Here is a 24,338-nt window from a genome sequence, read left to right on the forward strand (position 1 = left end):
GTTACCCCGCCCTCACTCAAATGTATGGACTAATCAAAATCAATCTGTACAGATACCGACTGTACAGGAACGTCATAGAAGGGATCCTCACGACGCCCCAAGAAATCTCTAGACTGCTGAGGAAAAGAGGCGTAACTGAGCACATCTTCTTCGCTCTTAGCATAATCCGCGATTTCTTGACGCAAATCTGGCAATTGCGGTTCAATCAGATCGGCGGGGCGGACAGTAATGACTTCTTCATCGCCGATAATAAGCTGTTTAATCTTGTCATCAATGGCTGCTGGTGGACGCCCATAAAGTCCACGGACATAATCTTTAATCTCGTTTGGAATGACTTTATAGCGTTCCCCCGAAATAATATTCATGAGCGACTGGGTCCCAACCATTTGAGACAGAGGGGTTACTAGCGGTGGGTAGCCCAGATCCGCTCTGACACGAGGAACTTCAGCCAGAACTTCTTCATAGCGATCGGCTAGACCTTGCTCTGTTAGCTGACTGAGCAGATTCGATAACATACCGCCTGGAACCTGATAAATCAAGGTCTTGGGTTCAACATCCTTGACTTTAGGATTTAGGAGACCTTCTTTGCGGTAATGATCACGCACTGTATTAAAGTGAGCCGCTACTGTTTCGACCTTTTTAAGGTCAACACCTGTTTCAAAGCCAAGTTCTTCGAGAGCGATAACCAAGGACTCCGTAGCTGGTTGGCTAGTTCCACCGGCAAAAGAAGAAACTGCCGTATCAATAATATCTGCTCCCGCCTCAGCTACTTTGAGGTAGGTCATTTCTGAGATTCCACTAGTAGCATGTGTGTGTACTTCAAGAGGGAGGTCTACTGCTTCCTTGATTTGTTTTACTAGCTCATAACCAGTCTGCGGCGTTAAAACGCCAGCCATGTCCTTTATACAAAGCGAATCTGCTCCGATTTCAGCATACTGCCTAGATAGATTAACAAAGTAATCTACCGTATGGACGGGACTGGTGGTGTAGGAAATAGCAACTTGGGCATGACCTCCGGCTGTTTTAGTAGCTGATACAGCCGTTTGTAGATTGCGAGGATCATTGAGAGCATCAAAAATACGAACAATATCTATTCCATTTTCAACTGATTTTTGGATAAAGGATTCTACAACATCATCGGCATAATTGCGATAACCAAGCAGATTTTGCCCACGTAATAACATCTGGAGTTTGGTGTTTTTCACATGCTTACGGATGGTGCGCAGCCTTTCCCAAGGGTCTTCATCCAAAAAACGCAGACAGGAATCAAAAGTAGCTCCCCCCCACATTTCTAGGGCATGATAACCGGCTTCATCTAAAGTTTTTAAAACAGGGAGCATCTCTTGGGTAGTCATGCGCGTTGCAATCTGACTTTGCTGACCATCTCTTAGTACGGTTTCCGTAATACGGATTTTTGTCATTTCAATCTTCCTTTCATAGGGTATAAAGGACGCCTGCGGGTTAAGCAAAATAGGAGATTTGACAAAGATGCTGACATCTGGGAAAATCTTTTTGCCCAATCCTAGCTTGATTTTATTTACTTTTAATTGAGTAGGTTAACAATGGCGTTTTGCACCTCTTGAATACTGTGCTTGCGAGAACGTCCACAGATCTTGGCGTCTTCTCTACAAATATAACAGCTTCTCGTAGGCAGCCCTAATTCTGTGCGACTTACGGCCTGGGCGCGATTGGTCTGTAAACTGAGCACATCCAAATCTAGTAAGCGTCCGATGGGAAGCTGGATCTCAAGAGCAACCATCCTTTGCTTTAGTTGCTCTGGCTCTAGATTGCTGACGAGATAGTATTCCCAGCCGGTCACTGATGTCCTAAGCTCCTCATAGACAGCTTCTAAACTGCTTTTTTCTTGCTGAAGGTGCTCGACCAGTTGAGTAAAAGCTTGGTTTAAAACCTGAGAGGTTTTAATTGGACCGGGGATATTCATAGTGGCGCAAAGCAGAGAGTGAGACTTATAAGTTTTCAGCAGTTCTGTCTGTTTACGGCTGCGGTCTTCACGCGCAGCCAGCATATCCTCCAAGCCTACTTGTGGTCCATCGAAGACTCTTTCGATACTTAGCTTTTCAGACATTGCGGACTACATCAATCAAGCTGCCATCGCGATACTCAATAAGAGCTACAACCTTGTCCCCGTATTGGATAGGATCTGGATTACCAACAATCGCATAAGCCTTTTCTTTCAATTCTTCGATTGTGAATTGCGGTACTTTCAGGTCCTTAAAGTGTTCTATCAAATCAGGACGATTAGGATTGATAGCAATGCCCACTTCTGTCACAATGACATCAACACTGGTTCCGGGTGTAATGACGGTATTAACCTTATCAACAAAGGTAGGAATACGTCCGCGCACAAGAGGTGAGATGACTAAACTCATTTTGGCAGCAAAGGCGGTATCGCAGTGACCGCCTGATGCCCCGCGGATAACGCCATCTGATCCAGTCATAACATTGACATTAAAGTCTGTATCTACTTCTAAGGCAGAGAGTACACAGGTATCCAATTGATTGATCACAGAACCTTTGCTAAGCGGAGAGGCATACATATTAGCATCGATTTCATAATGCTTTTCAGCATTGCTGTCAAGCGATACGGCCGAAGGATGGTCAAAGTCCTGAACGTCCATAATTTTATCAACAAGACCTTCTTCCAGCAATTCTACCATGGCATTGGTGATACCACCGAGAGCAAAGTTGGCTTTAATGCCATCTTTAAGCATCTGCTCACGCATAAAACGTGTAACAGCTAATGAAGCTCCACCCGTTCCTGTTTGGAAGGAGAACCCTTCTTTATAGTAAGGTGAACCGGTAATAACCTTAGCCGCATACTCGGCAATGAGCAATTCTTTAGGATTCTTGGTATAACGAGTTGCACCTTTAGCGATACCTTCGGGATCCCCGATCGCATCTACAACAACGACGTAATCGACATCTGTTTGCGGAATACTGATTGGCGTATTAGGGTAAGGCACCAAGGTATCTGTGATGATGACTACTTGATCTGCATACTTAGCGTCAATCATGGCGTAGCCTAGTGAACCACAGGTTGCCTTTCCTTTTGTCCCATTAGCATTGCCGTAAGCGTCAGAGCTCGGAGCTCCTAAGAAAGCGACATCAATATGAATATCATCGGCTGCAATCGCACGGGCACGTCCTCCGTGGGAGCGGATGACAACAGGGTTCTCCATGATTCCTTCTGAAATTGCGGCCCCAACCTTATCGCGCAGACCACTGGATGTGATATTAGTAACAACGCCATTTTTGATGTGATCGATCAAGGGAGCATGAACATTGGCGATAGAACTTGGGGCGATAGAGATATCTTTAATCCCCATCTTAGCAATCTCATCCAGAACCATGTTCATCACATAGTCTCCTTCACGGAAATGGTGGTGGAAGGAGATAGTCATGCCATCTTTTAGTCCTGTTTTTTCAATCGCTTCACGAATAGAAGACAAGAGCTTGTCATCAGCGGGTTTCACTGGTTTTACCCGCCGACTGGATTCTTGATAATCTTTAATATGTGCCAATTCCCCTTCAAATACGCCGTAGCGCTCAGCATATTCTTGAGGAATATCACGACCTAATTTATTTTCTACCATCTTAAATATCCTCCTCGCTTAACACTCCAGCAGCCTTGGCCAAGGCAATAACACGTTCGGCGCGCTCAACAATCGGCTTATCAACCATTTTACCCTTGAGCGAAATAACACCAGAACCCTTGCTTTCTGCCTCACGAATTGCCCAAACAACTTCTTTGGCATTTTGAATTTCTTTTTCTGTCGGTGTATAGATTTCGTTAACCAAAGGAATTTGGCGAGGGTTGATAACGGATTTTCCATCGAATCCCAGTTGCTTAATTAAGCGCACTTCGTTTTGGAAGCCTTCGGGATTATTGACATCTGAGTAGACCGTATCAATCGCTGCAATGCCAGCTGCACGGGCAGCATGGAGAATCATGCTGCGAGCAAAGAAGAGCTCTTGGCCATCAGGGTAGCGACGCGTTTTCATATTAGTCACATAGTCTTCGGCACCGAGGGCGATACCAATTAAACGTTGAGAAGCCTTGGCAATGGCTGGGGCATTGAGGACACCTTCGGCAGACTCGATAGCAGCCATCATCTTAGTACGGCCGATTTCAATACCGTTGTCACGTTCCACTTTCTCAATAACTGTTTCGACATCAATAATGTCTTGGGCTGTTTCCGTTTTAGGTAGACGGACTACATCGACGCCAGCAAGAACGACAGCCTCAACATCCAGTGCACCGCAGGTATCCAGACCATTCACCCGGACAACCGTCTCTACCTGACTGTAGTCAAAAGTCTTAAGAGCAAAGTGTACCAAGGCTCTGGATGTATCTTTTTCTTTTAAGGAGACCGAGTCTTCTAAATCAAACATAATGGAGTCTGCGCCATACAGCGGAGCATCCCTAAGCATGGCTGCATTGGCTCCGGGGACAAACATCATTGTTCTTCTTAAGCGTTCCATGCGTCAATCTCCTTCCAGTTGTACTGCTCTACTCCTGCTGCTCTGTGAACTGCAGCAAGCGTACGCGCCTGAATGGTACAATCCAAAGCTCCCTTATCAACCGCTTGAACAGCAGCTGACTGGACATCTAGCTTTTTCAGTGTTTCTTGGATAACTGTCCTAATCTGCTGACCAAATTGCTTTTCAACACTGCTTTCCAATTCAATAGAAATACCATCATTACTCGGACTGACCGTTACCATAATATCACTGGATTCCAGTGAACCGGCAACAGCTGTTTGTTTAATATTCATAATTCACCTCATATTACTATAATATTAATATGCGGCGCAGGTGAGACAATCCCACGAGTGTCGCGTATGATAACTAAGCTATTTTTTTACTGGAAAAATTTTGAGCAGCAATTCCGCAGCAGCATACAAAACTCCCAACACAATGAAAACTCCAGCCATACCTAAGCCCATCAGTTCAAAGGCTTGAATTAAATCATCTATTGACATAATAATCTCTCCTCACCTTTTTTAGCTAAAGAATGACAGCAGCAAACCACCTGCAATTACAGAGGCAATTTGCCCTGATACATTGGCACCAACTGCGTACATCAAAATAAAGTTCTGCGGATCTTCATCCGTTGCCATTTTTTGGATAACCCGACTGGACATGGGGAAGGCGGAAATCCCGGCAGCACCAATCATTGGATTGATTTTCTTGCGGCGGAAAATATTCAAAATCTTAGCAAAAATAACCCCTCCGACAGAGTCCATAATGAAAGCGACTAGGCCAAAAAGAATAATCATGAGGGTCTGCACATTTAAGAACTGATCGGCCTGCATTTTAACTGAAATCGTTAGCCCCAAGAGAATGCTGACAATATTAACCAACTCATTTTGGGCTGTTTGCGATAAACGATCTAAAACACCACATTCACGCAAGAGATTCCCAAACATCAGAAAACCAACAAGCGGTAGAGAGATAGGTGCGATAAAACCTGCAACAATGGTAATAACAATTGGAAATAGAATTTTAGTTAATTTAGAAACATCTTCTGCCTTATAGGTCATACGGATGCGACGTTCCTTTTTAGTCGTAACCAGCTTAATGGCAAAAGGCTGGATAATAGGAACCAAGGCCATATAAGAGTAGGCCGCGACCGTTATCGGCCCCAGTAATTTAGGTGCCAGCTGGTTGGCGACAAAAATTGACGTGGGACCATCAGCAGCCCCGATAATTCCGATAGAAGCGGCTTCTTTAATATCGAAACCGGCCATAACAGCGACAACGACAACAAAGAAAATCCCAAACTGAGCTGCCGCGCCAAAGAGCAGCATAAATGGATTCTGTAGCAAGGGGCCAAAGTCAATCATGGCTCCGATACCGATAAAAATCAAAAGAGGAAAGAGTTCCGTGTTAATCCCTATCTTAAAGAGGATATCAAATACACCTTCCTGTTTAACACCGTTAACTACCTGAGTTAGAACCCCAGTTCCCGGGAAATTAACCAGCAAGGTACCAAGTCCCATGGGGACTAAGAGGGTGGGTTCATATTCTTTCTTGATCCCCAAATACATCAAGATGGCTCCAATAACCATCATAATGATTTGAGGAAGAGTAATGGAGGTAATTCCTGAAATTAAAGTGTCCACAAATCCACTTCCTTTCTTGTTATAGGTATTTAGGCAATCGTAATAAGACCGTCACCGGCATTAACGACTTGCCCTTCTTTTACATGAACGGCAGAGACAGTGCCCGAAGCATTAGCCACAATTTCATTCTCCATTTTCATGGCTTCCAGAATCATGAGGGGTTGATTTTCTGAAACGGTATCACCTGGGTTAACCAAAATTTTGAGGATTGTTCCCGGCATTGGCGCTGGCATGGCATCCGCCCCCGCTGGTGACGAAGCAACTGGATTTGGAGCAGGTGCGGCTGGGGCTGCTGCTGGAGCGGGTTCAGCCGGCTGAGGCGCTGCTACAGTTGGTGCTGGAGCAGGTGCGGCTGGGGCTGCTGGACTAGCGCCAATTTCTTCCATTTCCACTAGGTATTCTTTCCCGTCAACTGAGATTTTAAATTTACGCAACATAAAATGTCTCCTTTTGTTTCAGTTTTTCTTTTGATAAATCGCTTTAATAGCGAGCTGACTGTCTGTCCGTTCACCGGCAGCGATACTGGCGGCAATCAAAGATAGCGTCTTAACTTCTGGATTGCGCTGCCAAACTTTCTTGACCACAAATTGACTATCAGGATAATCACCAGCAGCAATGGCTGATGCTAATATACTGATCAGTTCGATATCTTCTGGGGCAGCTGGAATAAAAGCTGGCAAAGGCTCCCAGCACGACTCCTCCCCTGACTGACTCGTGCTGTCATAGACTTGTTCACCGCTGGGGTTAGGATTATCCGACTTGCTGTGAAATAAACGCTGAAAAATGCCCATGACCGTCCTCCTTTCTCCTTAAGTATAAAATGAGAGGGGCAGTGCCCATTAAGGCTTCTATACATTTTGATTATATAATGATTTAGCGGTTTCGCATGCTTTTTTTGTGTTTTTTCTAGCAGATTTTTATGTTTTTTTTGTGTTTTTTCAGAATAATAGGTCTTTGTTTCTGAAGCGCTTTCATATATACTAGAATTGTTTAAGAAATTTCTACATCGTAAATAATTATATTAATCAAATAAAAGGAGCACTGCCATGTTACTCACAATTTTAGCTTATGCTATGATTATCGTTTTCATGTATGTTGTTATGCGGAAAAAAATGTCCCCGCTAACAGCATTGATTATGATTCCACTTGTCGCAGCAGTTATTGCTATTCTGACAGGGGCCGTTGATTTACAGGCCGACAAAGCCTTCGTCGAATTTCTCGGTGATGATAGCATTTCCAAAAATCTAACGGCCATCGGTCCGATGGTTATGTACGGGATCAATAATACGGCACAAACTGGTATCATGCTGCTATTTGCCATTCTGTATTTCTCTATCATGCTTGATGCCGGCTTGTTCGATCCCATTACAGAAAAAATGATTCGCTTTGCCAAAGGGGATCCATTGAAGGTCTTGATTGCAACTGCTGTCGTTGCCGCTGCTGTATCCCTCAATGGTGACGGTACAACAACAACACTGATTTGCTGTTCGGCCTTTTTGCCAATCTATAAAAAGCTGGACATGCGAATTATGAATTTGGCTGTCTTGATCATTCTGCAAAATACAATCATGAACCTTCTGCCTTGGGGCGGACCAACAGCACGCGCTATGTCAGTGCTCAATGTCGGAGCTGAAATCCTCAGCTACTTAGCACCAGGTATGATCCTGTCTGTCCTCTACGTTATCTTCTTTGTTGCTAGAAGCATGGGTAAAAAGGAACGTAAACGGTTGGGAATTTCCGAATTATCAGATGAAGAAATTTCTGAACTGACCAAGGTCACAGATCCAGAGGTCCTGAAGATTCGCCGTCCCAAGAACTTTATTTTCAATGCCCTCCTGACCGTTATCCTTATCGCTTGGCTGGTTGCCAGTTCATTTGTCCCTGCAATTGAGATGCCATCACTTATGCTCTTTGCAGTTGGTACCTGTATCGCATTGATGGTTAACTACCCTAACTTAAAAGATCAGTCTAAACGTATTAGTGAAAATGCCGGAGACGCTGTTCAAGTTGTTATCCTGGTCTTTGCTGCTGGTATCTTTATGGGACTTTTCCAAGGTACTGGTATGGCTAACGCCTTAGCTACCAGCTTTACAGCCATCATTCCAAAACAATTAGCCGGCTTCTGGGGCTTAGTGATTGCCTTTATCTCCGCTCCTGGTACCTTCTTCATCTCCAACGATGGCTTCTACTATGGTATCATGCCAATCTTGGCACAAGCGGGTGCTCAGTACGGCTTTAGCAATATGGCTATGGCCTTGGCATCGCTGATGGGACAAGCTTTCCACTTGCTCAGTCCTCTGGTAGCCTTTATCTACTTGCTCCTTCGCCTAACAGGACTGGATATGGGGGAATGGCAAAGAGAATCGGCTAAATATGCTGTGGTTATCTTTGTTATCTTTGTGGTGACTATTCTGGTAATGGGTCATATGCCTCTCTACATCCCTCAGTAAAAAGCTTGAAACTAAGTCTCTCACCTGTCTGTGTTCCCTCTTGTTTTCAGCCGTGAAAAAACGCTCCAGTGGAGCGTTTTTTGAGTGCTTATAAATAGTTCGGAAATTGGTTAAGATTTTGTCTTAATAACTCTAATATCGCTTACTCTTTATTCTTTGCTATTGGCAGTCCCAGTAAAAATATTTATTCTCTAAATGCTCCCCTTGCTATGCTTCCTATCTTTCCTCGAATTACTTAAGAGCTCCCTAGGGGTAGGAAAGGAAAAGCATTTTTCTATAAATTTCGTTATAATAGAGAAATAACACCTTACAAGGAGAAAGAATGTCTCAAATTATTGAAGCCATAAAAAACAATTTGGATTTAACCAAAAATGTTCCCTTGAAAATCTCATTTTATGAGGCTTTAAAAAAGACTATTATTATGAGTGAGATTCCTGCGGGTGCACGCATCAATGAAAAAGAGCTCTCAGCGGCTCTCAACATCAGCAGAACACCAATTCGCTATGCCTTAAGCGTCTTGGAGGAGGAAAAACTGGTCGAACATATTCCCAAAAAGGGCATCATTGTGCGCGGTATCAGTCTTAAGGATGCCATAGAAATTTTCGATATCCGAAAGGCTCTTGATACCTTGGCAGCTACCAAAGCTATGTACTTAATGACCGAGGCCGACTTTGCAGACATGGAAAAGATTCTAACCGACTGTGAGGGCTTTATTGACGATGGGGATGTGGAACAAATCCTACAGAACTTCAATCAGTTTAATGAGCTCATCTATCAAAAGAGTCAAATGCTCCGCCTGCGCGAGATTGTGCTGGAACTGCAGACCTACCTTAGATATTTCCGAGAAATCTCAATCGGTTCTCTGGAACGACGTAAGCAGGCGCTAGCTGAGCACTGGATTATCTACCGCGGGATGAGAAATAAGGATGTTGAGCAGATTACCTTAATCACGCACGAACACCTTAATTCTTCCCTGAATTTTATCATGAAGGAAATGGAAAGCAGAAAAACATGACTGATACAGATTTAGCTGTTTATGCCTATGCAGCTAGGCAAGCGCTGCTTTACGAGCTAAATTTGAGCCCTAAACCCGGACTGGTAGACCGCTTTGATAATGGAGCTCACAAGGATATGACCTACGCTAGTTTTATCGCGAGCATAAAGGCCCTGTCTCCCTTTTTCGAGCGCTATATTCAGACTGGTTGGCACTATGCCTCTGATAAGCCTCAGTTTATCTTTGAGCGTTTACGTTCCATCGGTATAGAAGCAGAAAAAGCCATGTTTCAAGCTACAAATGGGGTCAATACCCATAAAGGAGTCAATTTTTCTCTGGCCCTGCTGCTGGGAGCAACCGGTATTTATCTGGCTAAGAATGACTTTAAGACCAAATGTGTTACTTTTACCCCTCAGACAAGCCAAGATCTTGCTCAGCTGGTTCAAACGATATCCGCTCAGGCTATACAGGCTGATTGGGAGCAGTTAGATACAAAGACCAAGCTTAGTTATGGGGAGCGTCTGTTTCTTGATTACGGCATTAAGGGACCTCGCGGGGAAGCTGCAGCAGGCTTCCCAACCCTGATTGATAGAGCCCTGCCTTTTTTTCGGCAGGAGCTAAAGGCAAAGCAGGATCCGGAATGGAGTCAGCTAAGACTGCTGCTTTACTTAATGTCTCAACTTGAAGATGGCAATATCATCCATCGAGGCGGGCTTGAAGCTTGGCAGCTGGTCAAAAAAGAAGCCCGTCTTTTATTGCTTAGCGAAGACTTGAAAACTTCAAAAAAGCTCTTAAGGCAAGAATTATCGGCCTATAACCAAACACTGATTGAGCGCAATCTCAGTCCCGGAGGCAGTGCTGATCTGCTAGCCTTAACACTTTATTTTGCTTTTTTAGAACGATTATTGTAACCCTATACAAAGCAATGAGCCCTTTTACTGCGTGAAGCATCCTCCAAAAGTTAGATTTCCTGTCTAACTTTTGGAGTGCACTTCAGCGTTAAAAGAGCTCTTTTATAAAACGGCCACAAGCCATCTGACAATAAAAGGCATGATAAGAGTCGTGTAAATAGTTCGGCTAATTTGCATACCGGCTATTTTAGGCATATCTCCGCCCAGTTCCCCAGCTAACAGGGAAATATCTGTTGCTCCCGCAGGAGAGGAGGCAAATAAGGCCGACTGTAGATCAAGCAAACCAGTTTTATAAACAAGAAAACCAAATAGACCATTAATAAGCAGATAACTGGCTAATAGAAGAAGGATAGGAATCAGTAAATGAAACATTCTAAATAAGCTGGTCTGGGTAAAATTAATCCCTATCAGCGCACCTGCAACAATCTGCGCTAGGTAACGAATAGAAATGGAGAGCTGCTTGGTGTCCCGCAGTATTTTTAAGACACAAGAAAAAATCAGGGAGAAAATTAAAGCGCCTACAGGAATACCAAGCCACCACCCTAACAGACCTCCCAAACTAGCGATGCAGAGAATTAAGGCATTATTTTTCCACTGCTGGCTCTTGGTCAGCTCGGTTCTTATGTGTGTTGACAACTGTTGGGGAGGAGCGGAGATATCTGCTTTAGAAGCAGTCGGCGATATGGGCGTTATTTTTTTAGTCAACCAGGCTACCCAAAGCGGTAAAATAATTAGAATGCCGATCAGCCTAGCTGACTGCAAGGTAGCTACAATGTCTGACTGAGCCCCCATATCAATACTCATCAAGGAGACATCAACAATCCCTCCCGGTAAACAACTCAAAAAGACTGTTACAGGATCTAGCTGAAAGAAGGCTATAAATATTAGCCCTACAAGCACCATGTTAAGTGTGAATAAGCCCATCAAGCCAGCAATAGGTTTAGCCAGATGCGGAAGGTTGCGCAGGTCTGACTTAGAGACTTGCTGGCCGATATAGGCACCGCTGACAATTTGGGCCAAGATTTTTGCGCTAGAAGCAATAACCATCTGTCCCGTTATGATAGAAACAGTAGCGACGGCTATCATGCTCCCCACCATAAAGGGGGCTGGAAGGCCAATTTTTTTCGCCAGTACACCACCAAGAAGTCCTACTGTCAATGTTAAAAAAAGGTGCCCTATCATCATTTTCGCCTTCCCATCATTTGATTCTGTATCTTTATCTGTCTCAATTATGACATATTTTGAAGGACTTATAAAGTTAGCTGTGTACTAAAAGTGTTTTAAAAAGAACTAGCATTGAAAAGCTGTTTTTAATAGTGGTACAATAAGGCAAAAGCCAATAGAGGAGGATAGGCTGATGTCAACTGATACCATTTCGAAGATTTTTCCCTGGGACACTGCTAGCCTCAAAAAGATCGATGAACTGTTAGAGCGAGAAGGACTTAAGCGAGACGCTCATCTCGATTATACCTGTGCTATTTTTAATGAGAACCTTGAAGTAATTGCGACGGGGAGCTGTTTTGGAAATACGCTGCGCTGTCTCAGCGTCGATCATCGTTATCAGGGAGCCGGCCTGCTGAATAAAATCGTCACCCATTTGGTTCAGGTTCAATGGGAACGCGGAAACACCCATTTATTTCTCTATACTAAACCCTGCACAGCTAAATACTTTGCGGATCTGGGCTTCCATGATATCGTTAGATTGCCTCAGGTAGTTTTTATGGAAAATAAAAAGACAGGGTTCAAAAACTATCTGTCAAGCTTAGAATCATCTCCTAACCCAGAAGCACAGACAGCTGCCTTAGTCCTAAATGCCAATCCTTTTACACTGGGGCACCAGTATCTGATTGAGCGGGCTGCAGCCGAGAATGACTACCTGCATGTCTTTATCGTCAGTGAAGATACCAGCCTGATTCCCTTTAAAATCCGTAAGGACTTGATTAAACGGGGAACTGCCCATCTGGACAATATTATTTACCATGACACAGGGGATTACATCATCAGTCGTGCCACCTTTCCTAGCTACTTTTTGCAGGAAGAAGAAGCGGTTATCAGAGGACAGGCCTTGATCGATGTTAATATTTTTATCCAGATTGCTAAAGGACTAGGTATTTCTAAACGCTATGTCGGTGAGGAACCTCGGAGTTTTGTGACTAATATTTATAATCACATTATGCAGGAGGAGTTGCCCAAGGCTGACATTGACTGCCTGCTTGTCCCAAGAAAAACAACTGCTGACGGACAAGTCATCAGTGCTTCTACAGCTCGCCAAGCTATCAAAGAAGGACAACTGGAGGGCCTAAAGGATCTGCTGCCAGAAACTAGTCTCCATTACTTTTTGAGTGCTGAAGCGCAGCCTTTGATTTCAAGCATTCAAAAGGCTGAGGAAGTCATTCATTATTGAGGTCAAACTATTTTTGACTCGTAGGGGGAGATAAAAGCTTTAGCAATAAGCTAGCTTAAAAAACTAGGCTAATTATGTTACAATAAAATGAATACTTTCACAGGAGAAAATCATGGATAACAAACTTATTATCGCCCGAGAAATCAAGGCTGTCCTGCCTGATTTAGCGGTTGAAGATATTATTAGTCTACTGGAAACCCCTAAAAATTCGACCATGGGAGACTTAGCTTTTCCTGCTTTTTCTCTGGCTAAAGCCCTGCGCAAGGCACCGCAGATGATTGCCAGTGATATTGCTGAAAAAATTGATAACCAACCATTTGATAAAGTTCAGCCTGTTGGCCCTTACGTTAATTTCTTTCTTAACAAGAAGGACACTTCTCAAGCAGTCTTGGCTGAAGTTTTGCAAAAGGGAAAGGACTATGCCGCCCAAAATATCGGTCAGGGACGCCATATTACTCTTGATATGTCTAGTCCTAATATTGCTAAGCCCTTCTCCATCGGACATTTGCGTTCAACAGTTATCGGGGACAGCCTTGCTAAGATTTTTGAAAAGATTGGTTATCGGCCTGTTAAAATCAATCATTTAGGTGACTGGGGCAAACAGTTTGGTTTATTAATTGTTGCTTATAAAAAATGGGGGGATGAGGAAGCTGTCAGAGCCAATCCCATCAATGAACTGCTGCAGCTCTATGTTCGTATCAATAAGGAAGCTAAGGAGCACACTGAGCTCGATGAGGAAGCTCGTGAGTGGTTCCGCAAATTAGAGGCTGGAGATTCGGAGGCTATTGAACTCTGGCAATGGTTCCGCGATGAAAGTTTAGTTGAATTCAACCGCCTCTACGATGAACTCCAAGTCAGCTTTGACAGCTACAATGGGGAGGCTTTCTACAATGATAAAATGGACGAAGTGGTTTCTCTCCTAGAAGAGAAAGGGCTCTTGCAGGAATCTCAGGGGGCTCAGGTTGTCAATCTTGAAAAATATGGCATCGAACACCCTGCCTTGATTAAAAAATCTGACGGTGCCACCCTTTATATCACTCGTGATATCGCCGCAGCACTTTACCGCAATCGCACCTATGATTTCGCCAAATCTGTCTATGTCGTTGGAAACGAGCAGGCAAGCCATTTCAAACAACTCAAGGCGGTTTTAACAGAGATGGGTTACGATTGGGCAGACGATATTGTTCATGTGCCTTTTGGCCTAGTCACAAAAGATGGGAAGAAGCTATCAACTCGTAAGGGCAACGTTATCCTTTTAGAACCAACGATTGCAGAGGCTATCAAGCGGGCCCAAGAACAAATCAACGCTAAAAATCCTAACCTGCCTAATAAATCGGAGGTCGCTCACGCTGTTGGTGTGGGAGCTATCAAATTTTATGATCTTAAAACAGATCGTCTCAACGGTTATGACTTTGATCTAGATGCTATGGTTTCGTTTGAAGGAGAGACCGGTCCTTATGTCCAATATGCCTATGCTCGGATTCAATCCATCCTTCGCAAAGCGGATTTCAAGGTTGATCCAGCAGCTGACTATTCCTTAGATGATGCTGAAAGCTGGGAAATTGTCAAATTAATTCAAAACTTCCCAGCCACTATCAAGCGAGCGGCCGATAATTTTGAACCATCTGTCATTGCAAAATTTGCTATTAATCTGGCTCAAGCCTTCAATAAATATTACGCTCATACCCGTATTTTAGATGACAGTTCAGAACGCGACAGTCGTCTAGCCCTCAGCCACGCGACAGCCACTGTCCTCAAAGAAGCTTTGCGCCTCTTGGGGGTTGAAGCGCCTGAAGAGATGTAAATTGATGGTCAGCCTTGGGGGCTTTGCCCTCAGCCATAAAATGCTGTGAGCTCTTACAGTTGCGATATAATGAAGCTCAAAAATACTATTAACCTAGAAGGAGCATATTTCTCCTCCTAGGCTTTTCTTTACTTTCTCGCATTAAACAGACTTTAAAAGATAAAAAAGAGCCTGACCAAGGGCCTGCTCCCTAAAAGTTAGACAAAAAATCTAGCGATTGGGGGCAGGTCAGTTTAGTTTGGCCAGGTCCTATGATTTTGAATAAACGAATAAACTCCTAACACCATTTGAGTTCTCGATCACTCACTCCTTCTTTTTAGTCACCCATCTGGCAATTCCAGCAACTAACAGTACCGTTATTAGGATAAAGGCAACAATAGCTACCGTAGCACCTACCGCATCAGGTAAAGGACTAAGTCTATTTATTAACCGAAGAACGGAAAGAGTGGCGATAAGGAATAAGGTAGAGGATTCAATCCTAATCAGTGAAACTATCTCATTATCAATTGCCCATAAAAACCCAGGGAAGCACAGCAGGGTTATTGCCATTATAAACAGGTTTGAGAGTTTCTCTTCACCATTGTTAAGCAATGTCATCATAAGGACATTTGATATAACGATAAGGATCGTACAAATCGTAAAAGAACTATTTCTTTTCATGATAGCCACCTCAGCTTTTGGATAAATTTAACGCTATCTTGTATTGCGTGATAGTCAGTATATAAACAGAACAGTTTCACTCAAATCGATCGGCCTGTTATTGTAAATGACTTTACTAGAATCCTCAAGCTAGTTCAGAGTCATTTGACAGCAGGCAAAAATTATTTGGCAAAAGCAACAGGCACTTGATTTGAACTATACTAATCTTCCTCAGCAAAGCGGCCTAGGATGTGGACATCTTCAGCAATAGAAACAAAGGCTTCAGGATCGCTCTTATGCATAACCTCTTTAAAGTCACTAAACTCTTCACGAGTAATAATTGTAATCAAGACAGCTTTCTTTTCATGATTATAGGTGCCTTCAGCATCGTTAATCAAAGTAACACCGCGATGGAGCTGCTTATGGATTTTTTTGATAACGCGCTCAGGCTGGTTGGTTACTATCGTTGCTTGCATTTTCTTTTGCTTTGTGAAAAGAGCATCAGTCATCCGACTGGAAACAAAAATGGTAACCATTGAATATAAAGCATACTGCCAACCAAATAAAATACCAGCAAAAACCATGATAAAACCATTAACAATCAACGAAATGGAACCAACATCACGGCCTGTTTTCTTGCGAATATAAAGGCTGACAATGTCAGTACCCCCGCTGGAGATGCGCGAGCGCAAACCATAGCCTATCCCAATTCCCATAATTAAACCGCCAAAAATAGCATTGATTAGGGGATCTTTGGTCAATGTAACCTGGGGCATTATCTGGATAAAGAAGGAACTGACGGTTACTGTGATAAAGGTAAATATTGTGAAACGGTGGCCAATCTTAAACCAGGCTAGTAACATTAGAGGAATATTGATGGCATAAAAGGTGATCCCTACAGGAATGACAAAGCCGACAAAACGCTCACTGAGTGCAGATAAGACTTGAGCTAGACCGGTCGCCCCACTTGAGTACACATGTCCCGGTTGAAAAAAGAAGTTTACCGCAATACTAGAAAGAATTCCGTAAAAGAGCGAGGCCGAGATTTTCTCAGCATACTTCTCACGGGAAATACTGCGGGCCGCATGAAGCAGACCGACCTTTTTAGCTGCCTTACCAACAGCATATTTAAATTGTCGCTTAGGCTGTGTTTTTTTATTCATGGTTTTGCACTTGCAGAGCTAGTTCTTCCAATTGTTTATCTGCTACAAGGCTCGGTGCCTGAGTCATCGGGTCTGAAGCTTTGTTGTTTTTAGGGAAGGCAATAACTTCACGAATATTGTCTTCGCCAGCCAAAATCATGAGAAAACGATCGAGTCCAATCGCTAGGCCACCATGCGGTGGGAAACCGTAATCCATAGCTTCCAACAAAAAGCCAAATTGCTCCTTAGCTGATTCTTGGCTGAAGCCAAGAGCCTTGAGCATACGCTCTTGCAGGTCTTTTTGATTGATACGCAGACTACCGCCGCCTAGTTCGTAACCATTTAAGACAATGTCGTAAGCTACCGCACGAACCTTGGATAGATCACCTTCAAGCTCAGCTGCAGTCTCTTCCGTTGGCAGTGTAAAAGGATGGTGAGCTGACATATAACGCCCTTCTTCTTCTGACCACTCAAACATTGGCCAGTCAACTACCCAAAGGAAATTGAAGGCAGAGTTGTCAATCATGTCAAGATCCTTGGCTAGACGTGTACGCAGACCCCCCAGCGTTGCGTTGGCAACCTCAAGCCTATCTGCAACAAAGAGAACCAAGTCATTGTCAACTAATTGTAAACGATCTGTCAATACGCCTGCAATATCTGTTAGAAACTTAGCAACTGGACCTGTCACTTCACCATTTACAAGTTTAATCCAAGCTAGACCTTTAGCGCCGTACTGCTTAGCCACTTCTGTTAATTTATCGATGTCTTTACGTGAGTATTTATCGGCGGCATCTTTCACTACAATAGCTTTGACAACAGGTGCTTGAGAGAAGACCTTGAATTCAATGTCCTTTACAAGATCTGTCAAGTCTTGTAAAAGCATCTCAAAGCGAGTATCTGGCTTGTCTGAACCATAGTTGTTCAGAGCATCATCGTAGCTCATCCGAGGGAAAGGGAGGGCTACATCAACTCCCTTGGTCTCCTTCATGACACGTGCGATCAAGCCTTCAGTAATATCTTGGATCTCTTGCTCATCAAGAAAGGAAGTTTCCAAATCAATCTGTGTAAACTCAGGTTGACGGTCCCCACGCAAGTCTTCATCACGGAAACACTTAACTATCTGATAGTAACGGTCAAGCCCAGCGTTCATTAACAGCTGCTTAGTAATTTGTGGACTTTGAGGCAGGGCATAAAAGTGACCTTGGCTGACACGAGAAGGCACCAAGTAGTCACGCGCTCCTTCTGGTGTTGACTTGGTCAGCATCGGTGTTTCCACATCGATGAATTCCAACTCATCAAGGTAGTTACGCACACTGTGAGTTACCTTGGCGCGCAGCTTGAGGTTGCCCAGCATATTAGGACGGCGGAGATCCAGATAACGGTAACGTAGACGATTCTCATCGGTCATTTCCGCATCATCTTTAATTTCAAAAGGTGTTGTCTTAGCCGTATTGAGGATAGTCAGTTCACTGACTTGGAGTTCAACCTGACCAGTTGCAATCTTATCATTAGCCTGCTCACGGCTTTGAACAGTCCCTGTTACCTCAATAACAAATTCACTGCGCAGACTTTCAGCCTTAGTCATAACGTCGCTAGACACTTGTTCAGGATTGATAACCAGTTGCATGATCCCTTCGCGATCACGCAAGTCAATAAAGATTAAACCACCGAGGTCACGGCGGCGGGCAACCCATCCTTTAAGGGTAATCTGACTTCCAATATGGTCACTGCGAACACGACCAGCATACATACTACGTTTCATACTTTGAGACACCAAGCCCAAAATGGCTTTATCCTTTCTCCATCTGAGTTTTTTATATTCTTATCTATTATAGCAAAAAGCACACTAAAACCCCACCCATCAGGCGGAGTTTTTCACTTATTTCCCAAATGCAGCAATCAGAGCGCTGGTATCAACAAACTCATCCTGAAACTCTTCAATCTCGTCAAATTGGTACTCTGCCTCATCCGCTAAATGATTCCAACGAAAGCCATAGACGTCCTCAATCGTGACACCCCACTCATCTGTTTCTTCATCGTATTGCCAGCCTAGATAACGCTCGGCTGGCTTGAAGACCAGAATAACCTTTTGGTAGTCATGGTCCCACTGCTGTCCTAAAAACTGCTGACACATAGCGTGATCGCCGGCTCTTTCGCCATTGAACCATGGGATATCGTGTTTATCCAAATAAGCAATCATCTTCCAAAACTGTTCCTGAAAATGAATAGGCAAACTGCGATCGAAGCCTAGGCTAAAGGTCTGCTCTTCTTTTAACAACTGTTCAATACTTGTCACTGAATTCTCCTATAGGGTTGCCCTTTTCTCTCTTATTCTTGGAGTTTAGCCAGAACGCCAGCAAAGTCTGTAGTAATTTCTTCAAAACTGGCAACAACTTCTTGACGTGTTTGGTTGTTTTTAATCGCAACTTTACCCGTCTCAACTTCGCTCTCACCTAAAGTAATGACAGTCTTAGACTTGAAAGCATCTGCTGATTTGAACTGTGCTTTAATCTTGCGTCCCAGATAATCACGCTCAGCCTTGAAGCCCTGCTGACGAAGGGCCTCTACCAACTCAAGCGCCTTAAGATTGGCACCATCACCAAGAACAGCCATATAAACGTCCAAGCCTTCATCAATAGGAAGCTCAACACCTTGTTTTTCAAGAACGAGCAGGAGACGCTCAAGCCCCAGACCAAATCCGAATCCCGGTGTTGCTGGTCCGCCAAAATATTCAACCAAGCCATCGTAGCGACCGCCCGCACAGATGGTTAGCTCTGATTTATCAATGGTTGTGATGAACTCAAAAATCGTATGATTGTAGTAGTCGAGTCCGCGCACCATGTTGGTGTCAATGACATAAGGGATAGCCAGAGTCTCTAACATCTGGCGCACTGTATCAAAATGCGTTTGACTTTCTTCATCCAGATAGTCGAGGATGGAGGGTGCATTCTCAACAGCTAACTTGTCTTCCTTCTCCTTAGAATCCAGCACGCGCAAGGGATTTTCTTCTAAGCGACGCTGACTGTCTTTAGACAGACTCTCACGCATGGGGGTTAGATAATCGATAAGTGCTTGACGGTAAGCCATACGGCTTTCAGTGTTGCCAAGACTGTTGAGATGGAGGGTTACATTCTTGATACCAAGCTGTTTAAACAATTGATAAGCCATAGCGATGGTCTCCACATCAGTTGCTGGATTGCTGGACCCAAAGCATTCTACTCCAATCTGGTGGAACTCACGCAAGCGCCCGGCTTGTGGACGCTCGTAACGAAACATGGATCCGATATAATACATCTTAACAGGCTTTTGCACCTCAGGCGCAAAGAGTTTGTTTTCCACAAAAGAACGCACAACTGGAGCCGTTCCTTCCGGACGCAGAGTAATATGGCGGTCTCCCTTGTCATGGAAGTCATACATCTCCTTGGTTACGATATCGGTCGTATCTCCGACTGAACGGCTGATTACCTCATAGTGCTCAAACATGGGGGTTCGGATCTCGCCATAGTTGTATTTTTTAAATGTTTCACGTGCAACATTCTCTAGATACTGCCATTTACTACTCTCAACTGGCAGAATATCCTGCGTTCCCTTAGGTTTTTGAAGTTTCATATTTTATGATACAAAGGTCGAAAAGAAAGCGACTGAAAGAAAATTGGGAAGACAATCAGCCTTATGACTAAGCCGTCTTGTCTATTTTCCGGGCTTTCCGACTGTGTTCAATTCCTTTTTCACAGTCTTTGGACCTTTTCCTTTCTATACAGACTAAAATCCCTATCATTTTATCATTTTTTAGAGGATTTTGGGTTGGATATCAGAATTTTTTTAAAACTTCTGTCAAGTAACTTTACTTTACAAAAATCTTATGATAAACTGTTAGAGTTGATTTAAAATCAAGATTAATCTATTGGAGGAAGCATAAAAATGGCAGTACCTGCACGTCGCACGTCAAAAGCGAAAAAAAATAAACGTCGTACACACTACAAATTGACAGCTCCAACTGTGAAATTTGATGAAACTACTGGAGATTACTCACGTTCTCACCGTGTATCCCTTAAAGGCTACTACAAAGGACGTAAAATCGCTAAAGCTAACGCAGCTGAATAATAGAAGGGAGATACCATGCGCGTAAATATTACACTTGAACACAAAGAATCTGGTGAACGCTTGTACCTTACTTCAAAAAACAAACGTAACACTCCAGACCGTCTGCAATTGAAAAAATACTCACCAAAATTGCGTAAACACGTCGTGTTTACTGAAGTTAAATAAGACGATATACAGAAAGCCCTTGAAATCAACGTTTCAAAGGCTTTTTTTGATTTTAGCTAAATAACTGAATTTTAACTGATTAAAATAATCAAGGGTTAACCTTAGCTAAATCTAGCATAGCTTGTGCAATCTTATATTTTCCTTTTTGCATGATATGAAGGTAGATTTTTACTATTCCTCTATCGCTTTCTGAATATTGTTTTAAAGATTCTCAGATAAGGTTCAAATGACTTAGTCATGGATGTATTATACTAAACGAAATAAGCTATTATAGTATTACTCAACCATAAAAAACGACTAAACCAAACCGCAAAGGTAAAGCTACTTTTTGTAAGACAAGCCATTCCCCCATTAACTTTTAAAGCAGACTACTTAAAGCTTCTTTGATAAGTTGCTCCAAGATTCTGCAGTCTAGCAATGCGGTCATTTTTTGAAGGATGACTACTAGATAAAGAAGCGAAAAGCCCCTGTGCTCCTGAAGTATCAATCGTATCCAAAAGAATACAAAGATCATTACCATAACCAAGACGGTAGGCAAATTCATCGGCTTCATATTCATTTGCTCTACTGGATTTCATTACAAATAAAATGCCAATCCAAGTCCATAGTTTAGTCAGACTAACTTCCACTGCTGTTATTAATAGGTGGTAAATCGTTGAAATAAGAGCGACAATTGCACCTTCTTGACCGCCAGCTAATGATGATATCGTGTAAAAAATAAAATGAAATAAATCAATAGCCAATCTAATGAATATGATTATACTTGAAACAATCATATTCCCAACAGAAACGACAAGGATCAAATCCGTATCTTTATGTGCCAAATGTCCAAATTCGTGTGCAAGAGTTGCTTTGATTTGACTTTCTGGAACAGATAATAACCCTTCAGTAATACAAATCGTCTTGCGACCGGTTGCAAAAGCATTTGGAGCTTCGTCTTCATTCATAAATAGTTGAATATCCTCAGGAATTGAAGTGTCCATAGCTCTTGCCTTAGTGTAGACTTCTTGAAAAAGAGGTTCAATGTAATTACTATATTCAACTCTCTTAATGGGTTTACAACCCGTTTGCAATCTAAGAATCCATTCTCCTATTGGTGACAAGGCAATGAACATTGATACAGCATACAAGGCTAAAGCCAAAAAGAAAGATTGTATAAAGTGACTATCACTAAACATTACTTGGATAATGATAGCAATAATAAACACATTAAGCGCTAAATAGATAAGAACAGGGATATTTGATTTCCGCGACATCCTTTTGATAAAGTTAATTAAATACATTAAAACTTCCTCTCGGACATAATACTACCGTTGAATATTATAATGATTACCCTACTATATTAATAGTAAAGGTATTATATCATGTTGAGATTAAAATACAATATTCCCATAAATTTAAAAGCTTTGATATCAGCTACAGCAAATAAAAATACTTTAGAAACTCCATTGAAATCCATTTACTTTGGGATTTTGAAGACTGAGATGTTTTATGGTTACGAATCCACTTTAAAACGATTGACCAATTGAAACAAGCTATTTCAAACTATAGCGATTACTACAACAACAAACGAATCAAAATAAAACTAAAAGGACTGAGTCCTGTGCAGTACGCGGGATTCAAACCTTATCATAAATTTATAGTTCAACTTTTGAGGCTCTACTAAGCGAGTTTTTAAAAAGTTGCACTTATTATTGCAATTCATCGATTAAAAATCAAAAAGTAAATTCTTAACACAATATAATACTTCCACAACAAGTAATAAGTTCAACTAAAGATTGATAGAGATTTACTTATAAAAATCCTTCATTATATCATTTAAACCAGTTTTTAAAACAATCTGTCTGCTTTGAGTTAATTGACATTTTCTCTCATGAATTAGTTTTTCTAATATCTTTTCTCCCAACACCCCACCAATATGAAACTTTCTTTCAGAAAAATCTAAACATAATTTGATATTAGGATTGGGCTGATAGCCCAGCCATTGCTGCATAGTATTAATTCCTGTTTGCGTCAAAGAATAGTTGATAGGGGATTCTTGTTTCATTAATTTATTTTGAATAAACCACTCAAATATTGTAACTCCTGCTTTTCCTGCCAAATGGTGTAAACATGTTCGTGCTTGGCCAAGCTTAATTGCTTGAGGACGTCTGGCTAGTTTTTCGACGGCTAGTCTTCCTTGCTCTGTGATAGAGACATTATCATTATTTAATTTATAATAAACTCGCCCGTAGAAGTTAAATAAGACTATTTCAGGACTAGCTTTTAAAAAAGTAACTTCATTTTTCGACAAAGAATGTCCTAGGATTCTTTCAATCTCAATTTGAGTTAGAAAACAATTAGCTGATAAAACCGAAATAATTTGTGACATTGGCATGGTAATTCACCACCTTTTTAATGACTAAAGTCTCAATTCTTAAAGAATTGATAAAAGTTTGGCATCAGTTGTGTAACGAGCTGTGTCGGCTCATAAAGGACGAATTTTTTAGCTTTTGTTGTTGTTAATAAGTTAGCTTCCTTTAAAATTTGCAAATGCCTGGAGACACTGGAATTACTCATTAATAAAATTTGAGCCAAAGATTGTGTCGTACTTGGTTTATCAATGACATAATTCATAATTTGCAAGCGGACAGGATCACTTAAAGCTTTAAAAATAGTAATCAAATTTTCCGGTGTGGCATTATAGTAACTCGGCTGCTCAGTCATATCATAGGTGATAGCAATTCCTTGGTCGAAAGTTTCAACAAAGAGGTGAGGCCAAATAAAATAACTAGGGATCAGCATAATAGAATCACTATCTTGCAGTTGGATTTCTTGCTCAAACGGCTTAATAACGACCAGCTCATCCTCTTTCCAATGGATACGGTCAACCTGCAAATGATTAAACATTCCGATTAAACCGTTTTTTCTTAAAAAAGAAGATTGCTTCTGAATTTCATCTAGCAGTTTCTGCTGAATGGCCTTCTCTTTCCAAGTGTTATCAAATATTTCTCGTCTATACCAATCAATAAAGGAAAAAAGTCGTTGGTAGACATCAGAAGCATCCTTTTTTAAATCCTTAAGCAGCTGCTTATCGTTACCCAATGAGAAATCCTTCCACTCCAGACCCTTTGCTAAGGCAGGAATGAAGGAGTTTTCTCGGTCATTCGTCACTTTCTCTAAATGCTCAATTAACTGAGTAGTTGGTAGCTCATCAAGAAATTTCTTCAGATTTTGTACCTCTTCTTCAATCGTTGTCGCATGATAGCGAAAATTGCAAAGCAAGATAGGAGAAACACCAAGTTCATAAAAGAGTTGAAAATAATGAAGATTCTCATAGAAATCGTCTGTCAATCTGTCTTGTATCTCAATGACCCAATCAATATTTGTACCATGATGACGGGGATTTAATAAGACATGTAAACTTCTAAAAAGTTCATTTAAAGGGGAATAGACAAATTGTATCCTTTGTGTCAGCGTTTCGTCTGTTTTCCGAGCATAATTGCTAAATTGAATGGTAATCGCCAAATGTTATTCCTCCAAACGATTCGATATTTTTAGAATTGATTGATTATGAGTTATCTCCATTGTATCATAGTT

General features: G+C 42.1%; 25 protein-coding genes and 2 pseudogenes. 8 read left to right on the top strand and 19 right to left on the bottom strand.

What is annotated here, in order from left to right; genetic code table 11:
- Positions 1-29: 29 nt before the first annotated feature.
- From ACVR1G_RS07695 to ACVR1G_RS07735, 9 genes are all read right to left on the bottom strand, one after another.
- The gene (locus ACVR1G_RS07695; RefSeq protein WP_447452598.1) at positions 30-1,421 is read right to left on the bottom strand and encodes an oxaloacetate decarboxylase subunit alpha; all 1,392 of its coding nucleotides are present in this window, start codon (positions 1,419-1,421) and stop codon (positions 30-32) included.
- 122 nt (positions 1,422-1,543) lie between these two features.
- Positions 1,544-2,086, bottom strand: coding sequence for a citrate lyase holo-[acyl-carrier protein] synthase (gene citX, locus ACVR1G_RS07700; protein ID WP_447452599.1), 543 nt, complete (start codon positions 2,084-2,086; stop codon positions 1,544-1,546).
- Positions 2,079-3,614, bottom strand: coding sequence for a citrate lyase subunit alpha (citF, locus tag ACVR1G_RS07705; protein ID WP_004225894.1), 1,536 nt, complete (start codon positions 3,612-3,614; stop codon positions 2,079-2,081). The genes citX and citF overlap by 8 nt, the downstream gene beginning before the upstream one ends.
- 1 nt (position 3,615) lies before the next feature.
- A complete protein-coding gene (gene citE / locus ACVR1G_RS07710) occupies positions 3,616-4,503 on the bottom strand; it encodes a citrate (pro-3S)-lyase subunit beta (RefSeq protein ID WP_447452600.1) in 888 nt (295 codons plus the stop codon).
- Positions 4,491-4,796: a citrate lyase acyl carrier protein gene (citD, locus tag ACVR1G_RS07715; RefSeq protein WP_447452601.1), complete on the bottom strand. Its 306-nt coding sequence runs from the start codon at positions 4,794-4,796 to the stop codon at positions 4,491-4,493. Before citD ends, citE begins: the two co-directional genes overlap by 13 nt.
- Positions 4,797-4,874: 78 nt before the next feature.
- Positions 4,875-5,003: an OadG-related small transporter subunit gene (locus ACVR1G_RS07720; RefSeq protein WP_447452602.1), complete on the bottom strand. Its 129-nt coding sequence runs from the start codon at positions 5,001-5,003 to the stop codon at positions 4,875-4,877.
- A 21-nt stretch (positions 5,004-5,024) separates the two neighbouring features.
- Positions 5,025-6,146 (bottom strand): sodium ion-translocating decarboxylase subunit beta, encoded by a 1,122-nt coding sequence (locus ACVR1G_RS07725; protein WP_447452603.1) that lies wholly within the window; start codon positions 6,144-6,146, stop codon positions 5,025-5,027.
- 29 nt (positions 6,147-6,175) lie between these two features.
- Positions 6,176-6,583 carry an acetyl-CoA carboxylase biotin carboxyl carrier protein subunit gene (locus ACVR1G_RS07730; RefSeq protein ID WP_447452604.1) on the bottom strand — a complete coding sequence of 136 codons (408 nt, stop codon included), beginning with the start codon at positions 6,581-6,583 and terminating at the stop codon, positions 6,176-6,178.
- 18 nt (positions 6,584-6,601) lie between these two features.
- A complete protein-coding gene (locus ACVR1G_RS07735) occupies positions 6,602-6,937 on the bottom strand; it encodes a hypothetical protein (RefSeq protein ID WP_447452605.1) in 336 nt (111 codons plus the stop codon).
- A 255-nt stretch (positions 6,938-7,192) separates the two neighbouring features.
- Between ACVR1G_RS07735 and ACVR1G_RS07740 the strand changes: the two genes are divergently transcribed.
- From ACVR1G_RS07740 to citG, 3 genes are all read left to right on the top strand, one after another.
- Complete coding sequence (locus tag ACVR1G_RS07740; RefSeq protein ID WP_447452606.1) at positions 7,193-8,596, top strand: CitMHS family transporter; 1,404 nt, start codon at positions 7,193-7,195, stop codon at positions 8,594-8,596.
- A 322-nt stretch (positions 8,597-8,918) separates the two neighbouring features.
- Positions 8,919-9,611 (top strand): GntR family transcriptional regulator, encoded by a 693-nt coding sequence (locus ACVR1G_RS07745; protein ID WP_447452607.1) that lies wholly within the window; start codon positions 8,919-8,921, stop codon positions 9,609-9,611.
- A complete protein-coding gene (citG, locus tag ACVR1G_RS07750; protein WP_447452608.1) occupies positions 9,608-10,501 on the top strand; it encodes a triphosphoribosyl-dephospho-CoA synthase CitG in 894 nt (297 codons plus the stop codon). Before ACVR1G_RS07745 ends, citG begins: the two co-directional genes overlap by 4 nt.
- Before the next feature lie 102 nt (positions 10,502-10,603).
- Here the strand turns inward: citG and ACVR1G_RS07755 are convergent, their stop codons facing one another.
- The gene (locus ACVR1G_RS07755) at positions 10,604-11,686 is read right to left on the bottom strand and encodes an AbrB family protein (protein ID WP_447452609.1); all 1,083 of its coding nucleotides are present in this window, start codon (positions 11,684-11,686) and stop codon (positions 10,604-10,606) included.
- 172 nt (positions 11,687-11,858) lie between these two features.
- On the opposite strand from ACVR1G_RS07755, the gene citC reads away from it, so the two are divergent.
- Together citC and argS are read left to right on the top strand one after the other, a co-directional pair.
- Positions 11,859-12,905, top strand: coding sequence for a [citrate (pro-3S)-lyase] ligase (citC, locus tag ACVR1G_RS07760; protein WP_447452610.1), 1,047 nt, complete (start codon positions 11,859-11,861; stop codon positions 12,903-12,905).
- Positions 12,906-13,017: 112 nt separating this feature from the next.
- On the top strand, positions 13,018-14,709 hold the full coding sequence (argS, locus tag ACVR1G_RS07765; protein ID WP_447452611.1) for an arginine--tRNA ligase: 1,692 nt from the start codon (positions 13,018-13,020) through the stop codon (positions 14,707-14,709).
- A 303-nt stretch (positions 14,710-15,012) separates the two neighbouring features.
- On the opposite strand, the gene ACVR1G_RS07770 is transcribed toward argS, so the two are convergent.
- From ACVR1G_RS07770 to hisS, 5 genes are all read right to left on the bottom strand, one after another.
- A complete protein-coding gene (locus tag ACVR1G_RS07770; RefSeq protein WP_447452612.1) occupies positions 15,013-15,369 on the bottom strand; it encodes a hypothetical protein in 357 nt (118 codons plus the stop codon).
- A 200-nt stretch (positions 15,370-15,569) separates the two neighbouring features.
- A complete protein-coding gene (locus ACVR1G_RS07775; protein WP_447452613.1) occupies positions 15,570-16,511 on the bottom strand; it encodes a YitT family protein in 942 nt (313 codons plus the stop codon).
- Positions 16,504-18,252 (bottom strand): aspartate--tRNA ligase, encoded by a 1,749-nt coding sequence (gene aspS / locus ACVR1G_RS07780; protein ID WP_447452614.1) that lies wholly within the window; start codon positions 18,250-18,252, stop codon positions 16,504-16,506. The genes ACVR1G_RS07775 and aspS overlap by 8 nt, the downstream gene beginning before the upstream one ends.
- Before the next feature lie 117 nt (positions 18,253-18,369).
- Entirely contained in the window at positions 18,370-18,786 is a 417-nt protein-coding gene (locus tag ACVR1G_RS07785) for a hypothetical protein (protein WP_447452615.1), read from the bottom strand.
- Between the two features lie 32 nt (positions 18,787-18,818).
- Complete coding sequence (gene hisS, locus ACVR1G_RS07790; protein WP_447452616.1) at positions 18,819-20,099, bottom strand: histidine--tRNA ligase; 1,281 nt, start codon at positions 20,097-20,099, stop codon at positions 18,819-18,821.
- A gap of 312 nt (positions 20,100-20,411) precedes the next feature.
- Here hisS and rpmF point away from each other — a divergent pair, with 312 nt between their 5' ends.
- Positions 20,412-20,594 carry a 50S ribosomal protein L32 gene (gene rpmF, locus ACVR1G_RS07795; RefSeq protein WP_004225572.1) on the top strand — a complete coding sequence of 61 codons (183 nt, stop codon included), beginning with the start codon at positions 20,412-20,414 and terminating at the stop codon, positions 20,592-20,594.
- 15 nt (positions 20,595-20,609) lie between these two features.
- Entirely contained in the window at positions 20,610-20,759 is a 150-nt protein-coding gene (gene rpmG, locus ACVR1G_RS07800; protein WP_001265622.1) for a 50S ribosomal protein L33, read from the top strand.
- A gap of 368 nt (positions 20,760-21,127) precedes the next feature.
- Here rpmG and ACVR1G_RS07805 read toward each other — a convergent pair whose 3' ends face one another.
- Positions 21,128-22,042: a M48 family metalloprotease gene (locus ACVR1G_RS07805; RefSeq protein ID WP_447452617.1), complete on the bottom strand. Its 915-nt coding sequence runs from the start codon at positions 22,040-22,042 to the stop codon at positions 21,128-21,130.
- A 177-nt stretch (positions 22,043-22,219) separates the two neighbouring features.
- On the opposite strand from ACVR1G_RS07805, the pseudogene ACVR1G_RS07810 reads away from it, so the two are divergent.
- Positions 22,220-22,425 (top strand): annotated as a pseudogene (locus ACVR1G_RS07810) (IS3 family transposase); the annotation flags it as partial.
- A 123-nt stretch (positions 22,426-22,548) separates the two neighbouring features.
- Here ACVR1G_RS07810 and ACVR1G_RS07815 read toward each other — a convergent pair.
- The 3 genes and pseudogenes from ACVR1G_RS07815 to ACVR1G_RS07825 all read right to left on the bottom strand — a co-directional run bounded on the left by ACVR1G_RS07815 (position 22,549) and on the right by ACVR1G_RS07825 (position 24,266).
- The gene (locus ACVR1G_RS07815; protein WP_447452639.1) at positions 22,549-22,806 is read right to left on the bottom strand and encodes a transcriptional regulator; all 258 of its coding nucleotides are present in this window, start codon (positions 22,804-22,806) and stop codon (positions 22,549-22,551) included.
- Between the two features lie 22 nt (positions 22,807-22,828).
- Positions 22,829-23,142 (bottom strand): annotated as a pseudogene (locus ACVR1G_RS07820) (hypothetical protein).
- 26 nt (positions 23,143-23,168) lie between these two features.
- Positions 23,169-24,266, bottom strand: a complete 1,098-nt coding sequence (locus tag ACVR1G_RS07825; RefSeq protein ID WP_447452618.1) for an ArsR/SmtB family transcription factor — start codon at positions 24,264-24,266, stop codon at positions 23,169-23,171.
- Between the last annotated feature and the right edge of the window lie 72 nt (positions 24,267-24,338).

The sequence above is a fragment of the Streptococcus dentasini genome (assembly GCF_053206945.1).

Excerpts from the sequence above, each read along its gene's own strand:
- ACVR1G_RS07740 (WP_447452606.1), top strand. The coding sequence starts at position 7,193 with ATGTTACTCACAATTTTAGCTTATGCTATGATTATCGTTTTCATGTAT.
- rpmG (WP_001265622.1), top strand. The coding sequence starts at position 20,610 with ATGCGCGTAAATATTACACTTGAACACAAAGAATCTGGTGAACGCTTG.
- citC (WP_447452610.1), top strand. The coding sequence starts at position 11,859 with ATGTCAACTGATACCATTTCGAAGATTTTTCCCTGGGACACTGCTAGC.
- ACVR1G_RS07695 (WP_447452598.1), bottom strand. The coding sequence starts at position 1,421 with ATGACAAAAATCCGTATTACGGAAACCGTACTAAGAGATGGTCAGCAA.
- rpmF (WP_004225572.1), top strand. The coding sequence starts at position 20,412 with ATGGCAGTACCTGCACGTCGCACGTCAAAAGCGAAAAAAAATAAACGT.
- ACVR1G_RS07770 (WP_447452612.1), bottom strand. The coding sequence starts at position 15,369 with ATGAAAAGAAATAGTTCTTTTACGATTTGTACGATCCTTATCGTTATA.
- citD (WP_447452601.1), bottom strand. The coding sequence starts at position 4,796 with ATGAATATTAAACAAACAGCTGTTGCCGGTTCACTGGAATCCAGTGAT.
- citX (WP_447452599.1), bottom strand. The coding sequence starts at position 2,086 with ATGTCTGAAAAGCTAAGTATCGAAAGAGTCTTCGATGGACCACAAGTA.
- ACVR1G_RS07720 (WP_447452602.1), bottom strand. The coding sequence starts at position 5,003 with ATGTCAATAGATGATTTAATTCAAGCCTTTGAACTGATGGGCTTAGGT.
- citF (WP_004225894.1), bottom strand. The coding sequence starts at position 3,614 with ATGGTAGAAAATAAATTAGGTCGTGATATTCCTCAAGAATATGCTGAG.
- aspS (WP_447452614.1), bottom strand. The coding sequence starts at position 18,252 with ATGAAACGTAGTATGTATGCTGGTCGTGTTCGCAGTGACCATATTGGA.
- ACVR1G_RS07755 (WP_447452609.1), bottom strand. The coding sequence starts at position 11,686 with ATGATGATAGGGCACCTTTTTTTAACATTGACAGTAGGACTTCTTGGT.
- argS (WP_447452611.1), top strand. The coding sequence starts at position 13,018 with ATGGATAACAAACTTATTATCGCCCGAGAAATCAAGGCTGTCCTGCCT.
- ACVR1G_RS07735 (WP_447452605.1), bottom strand. The coding sequence starts at position 6,937 with ATGGGCATTTTTCAGCGTTTATTTCACAGCAAGTCGGATAATCCTAAC.
- ACVR1G_RS07745 (WP_447452607.1), top strand. The coding sequence starts at position 8,919 with ATGTCTCAAATTATTGAAGCCATAAAAAACAATTTGGATTTAACCAAA.
- ACVR1G_RS07805 (WP_447452617.1), bottom strand. The coding sequence starts at position 22,042 with ATGTATTTAATTAACTTTATCAAAAGGATGTCGCGGAAATCAAATATC.
- ACVR1G_RS07730 (WP_447452604.1), bottom strand. The coding sequence starts at position 6,583 with ATGTTGCGTAAATTTAAAATCTCAGTTGACGGGAAAGAATACCTAGTG.
- citG (WP_447452608.1), top strand. The coding sequence starts at position 9,608 with ATGACTGATACAGATTTAGCTGTTTATGCCTATGCAGCTAGGCAAGCG.
- ACVR1G_RS07775 (WP_447452613.1), bottom strand. The coding sequence starts at position 16,511 with ATGAATAAAAAAACACAGCCTAAGCGACAATTTAAATATGCTGTTGGT.
- ACVR1G_RS07815 (WP_447452639.1), bottom strand. The coding sequence starts at position 22,806 with ATGAAACAAGAATCCCCTATCAACTATTCTTTGACGCAAACAGGAATT.
- citE (WP_447452600.1), bottom strand. The coding sequence starts at position 4,503 with ATGGAACGCTTAAGAAGAACAATGATGTTTGTCCCCGGAGCCAATGCA.
- hisS (WP_447452616.1), bottom strand. The coding sequence starts at position 20,099 with ATGAAACTTCAAAAACCTAAGGGAACGCAGGATATTCTGCCAGTTGAG.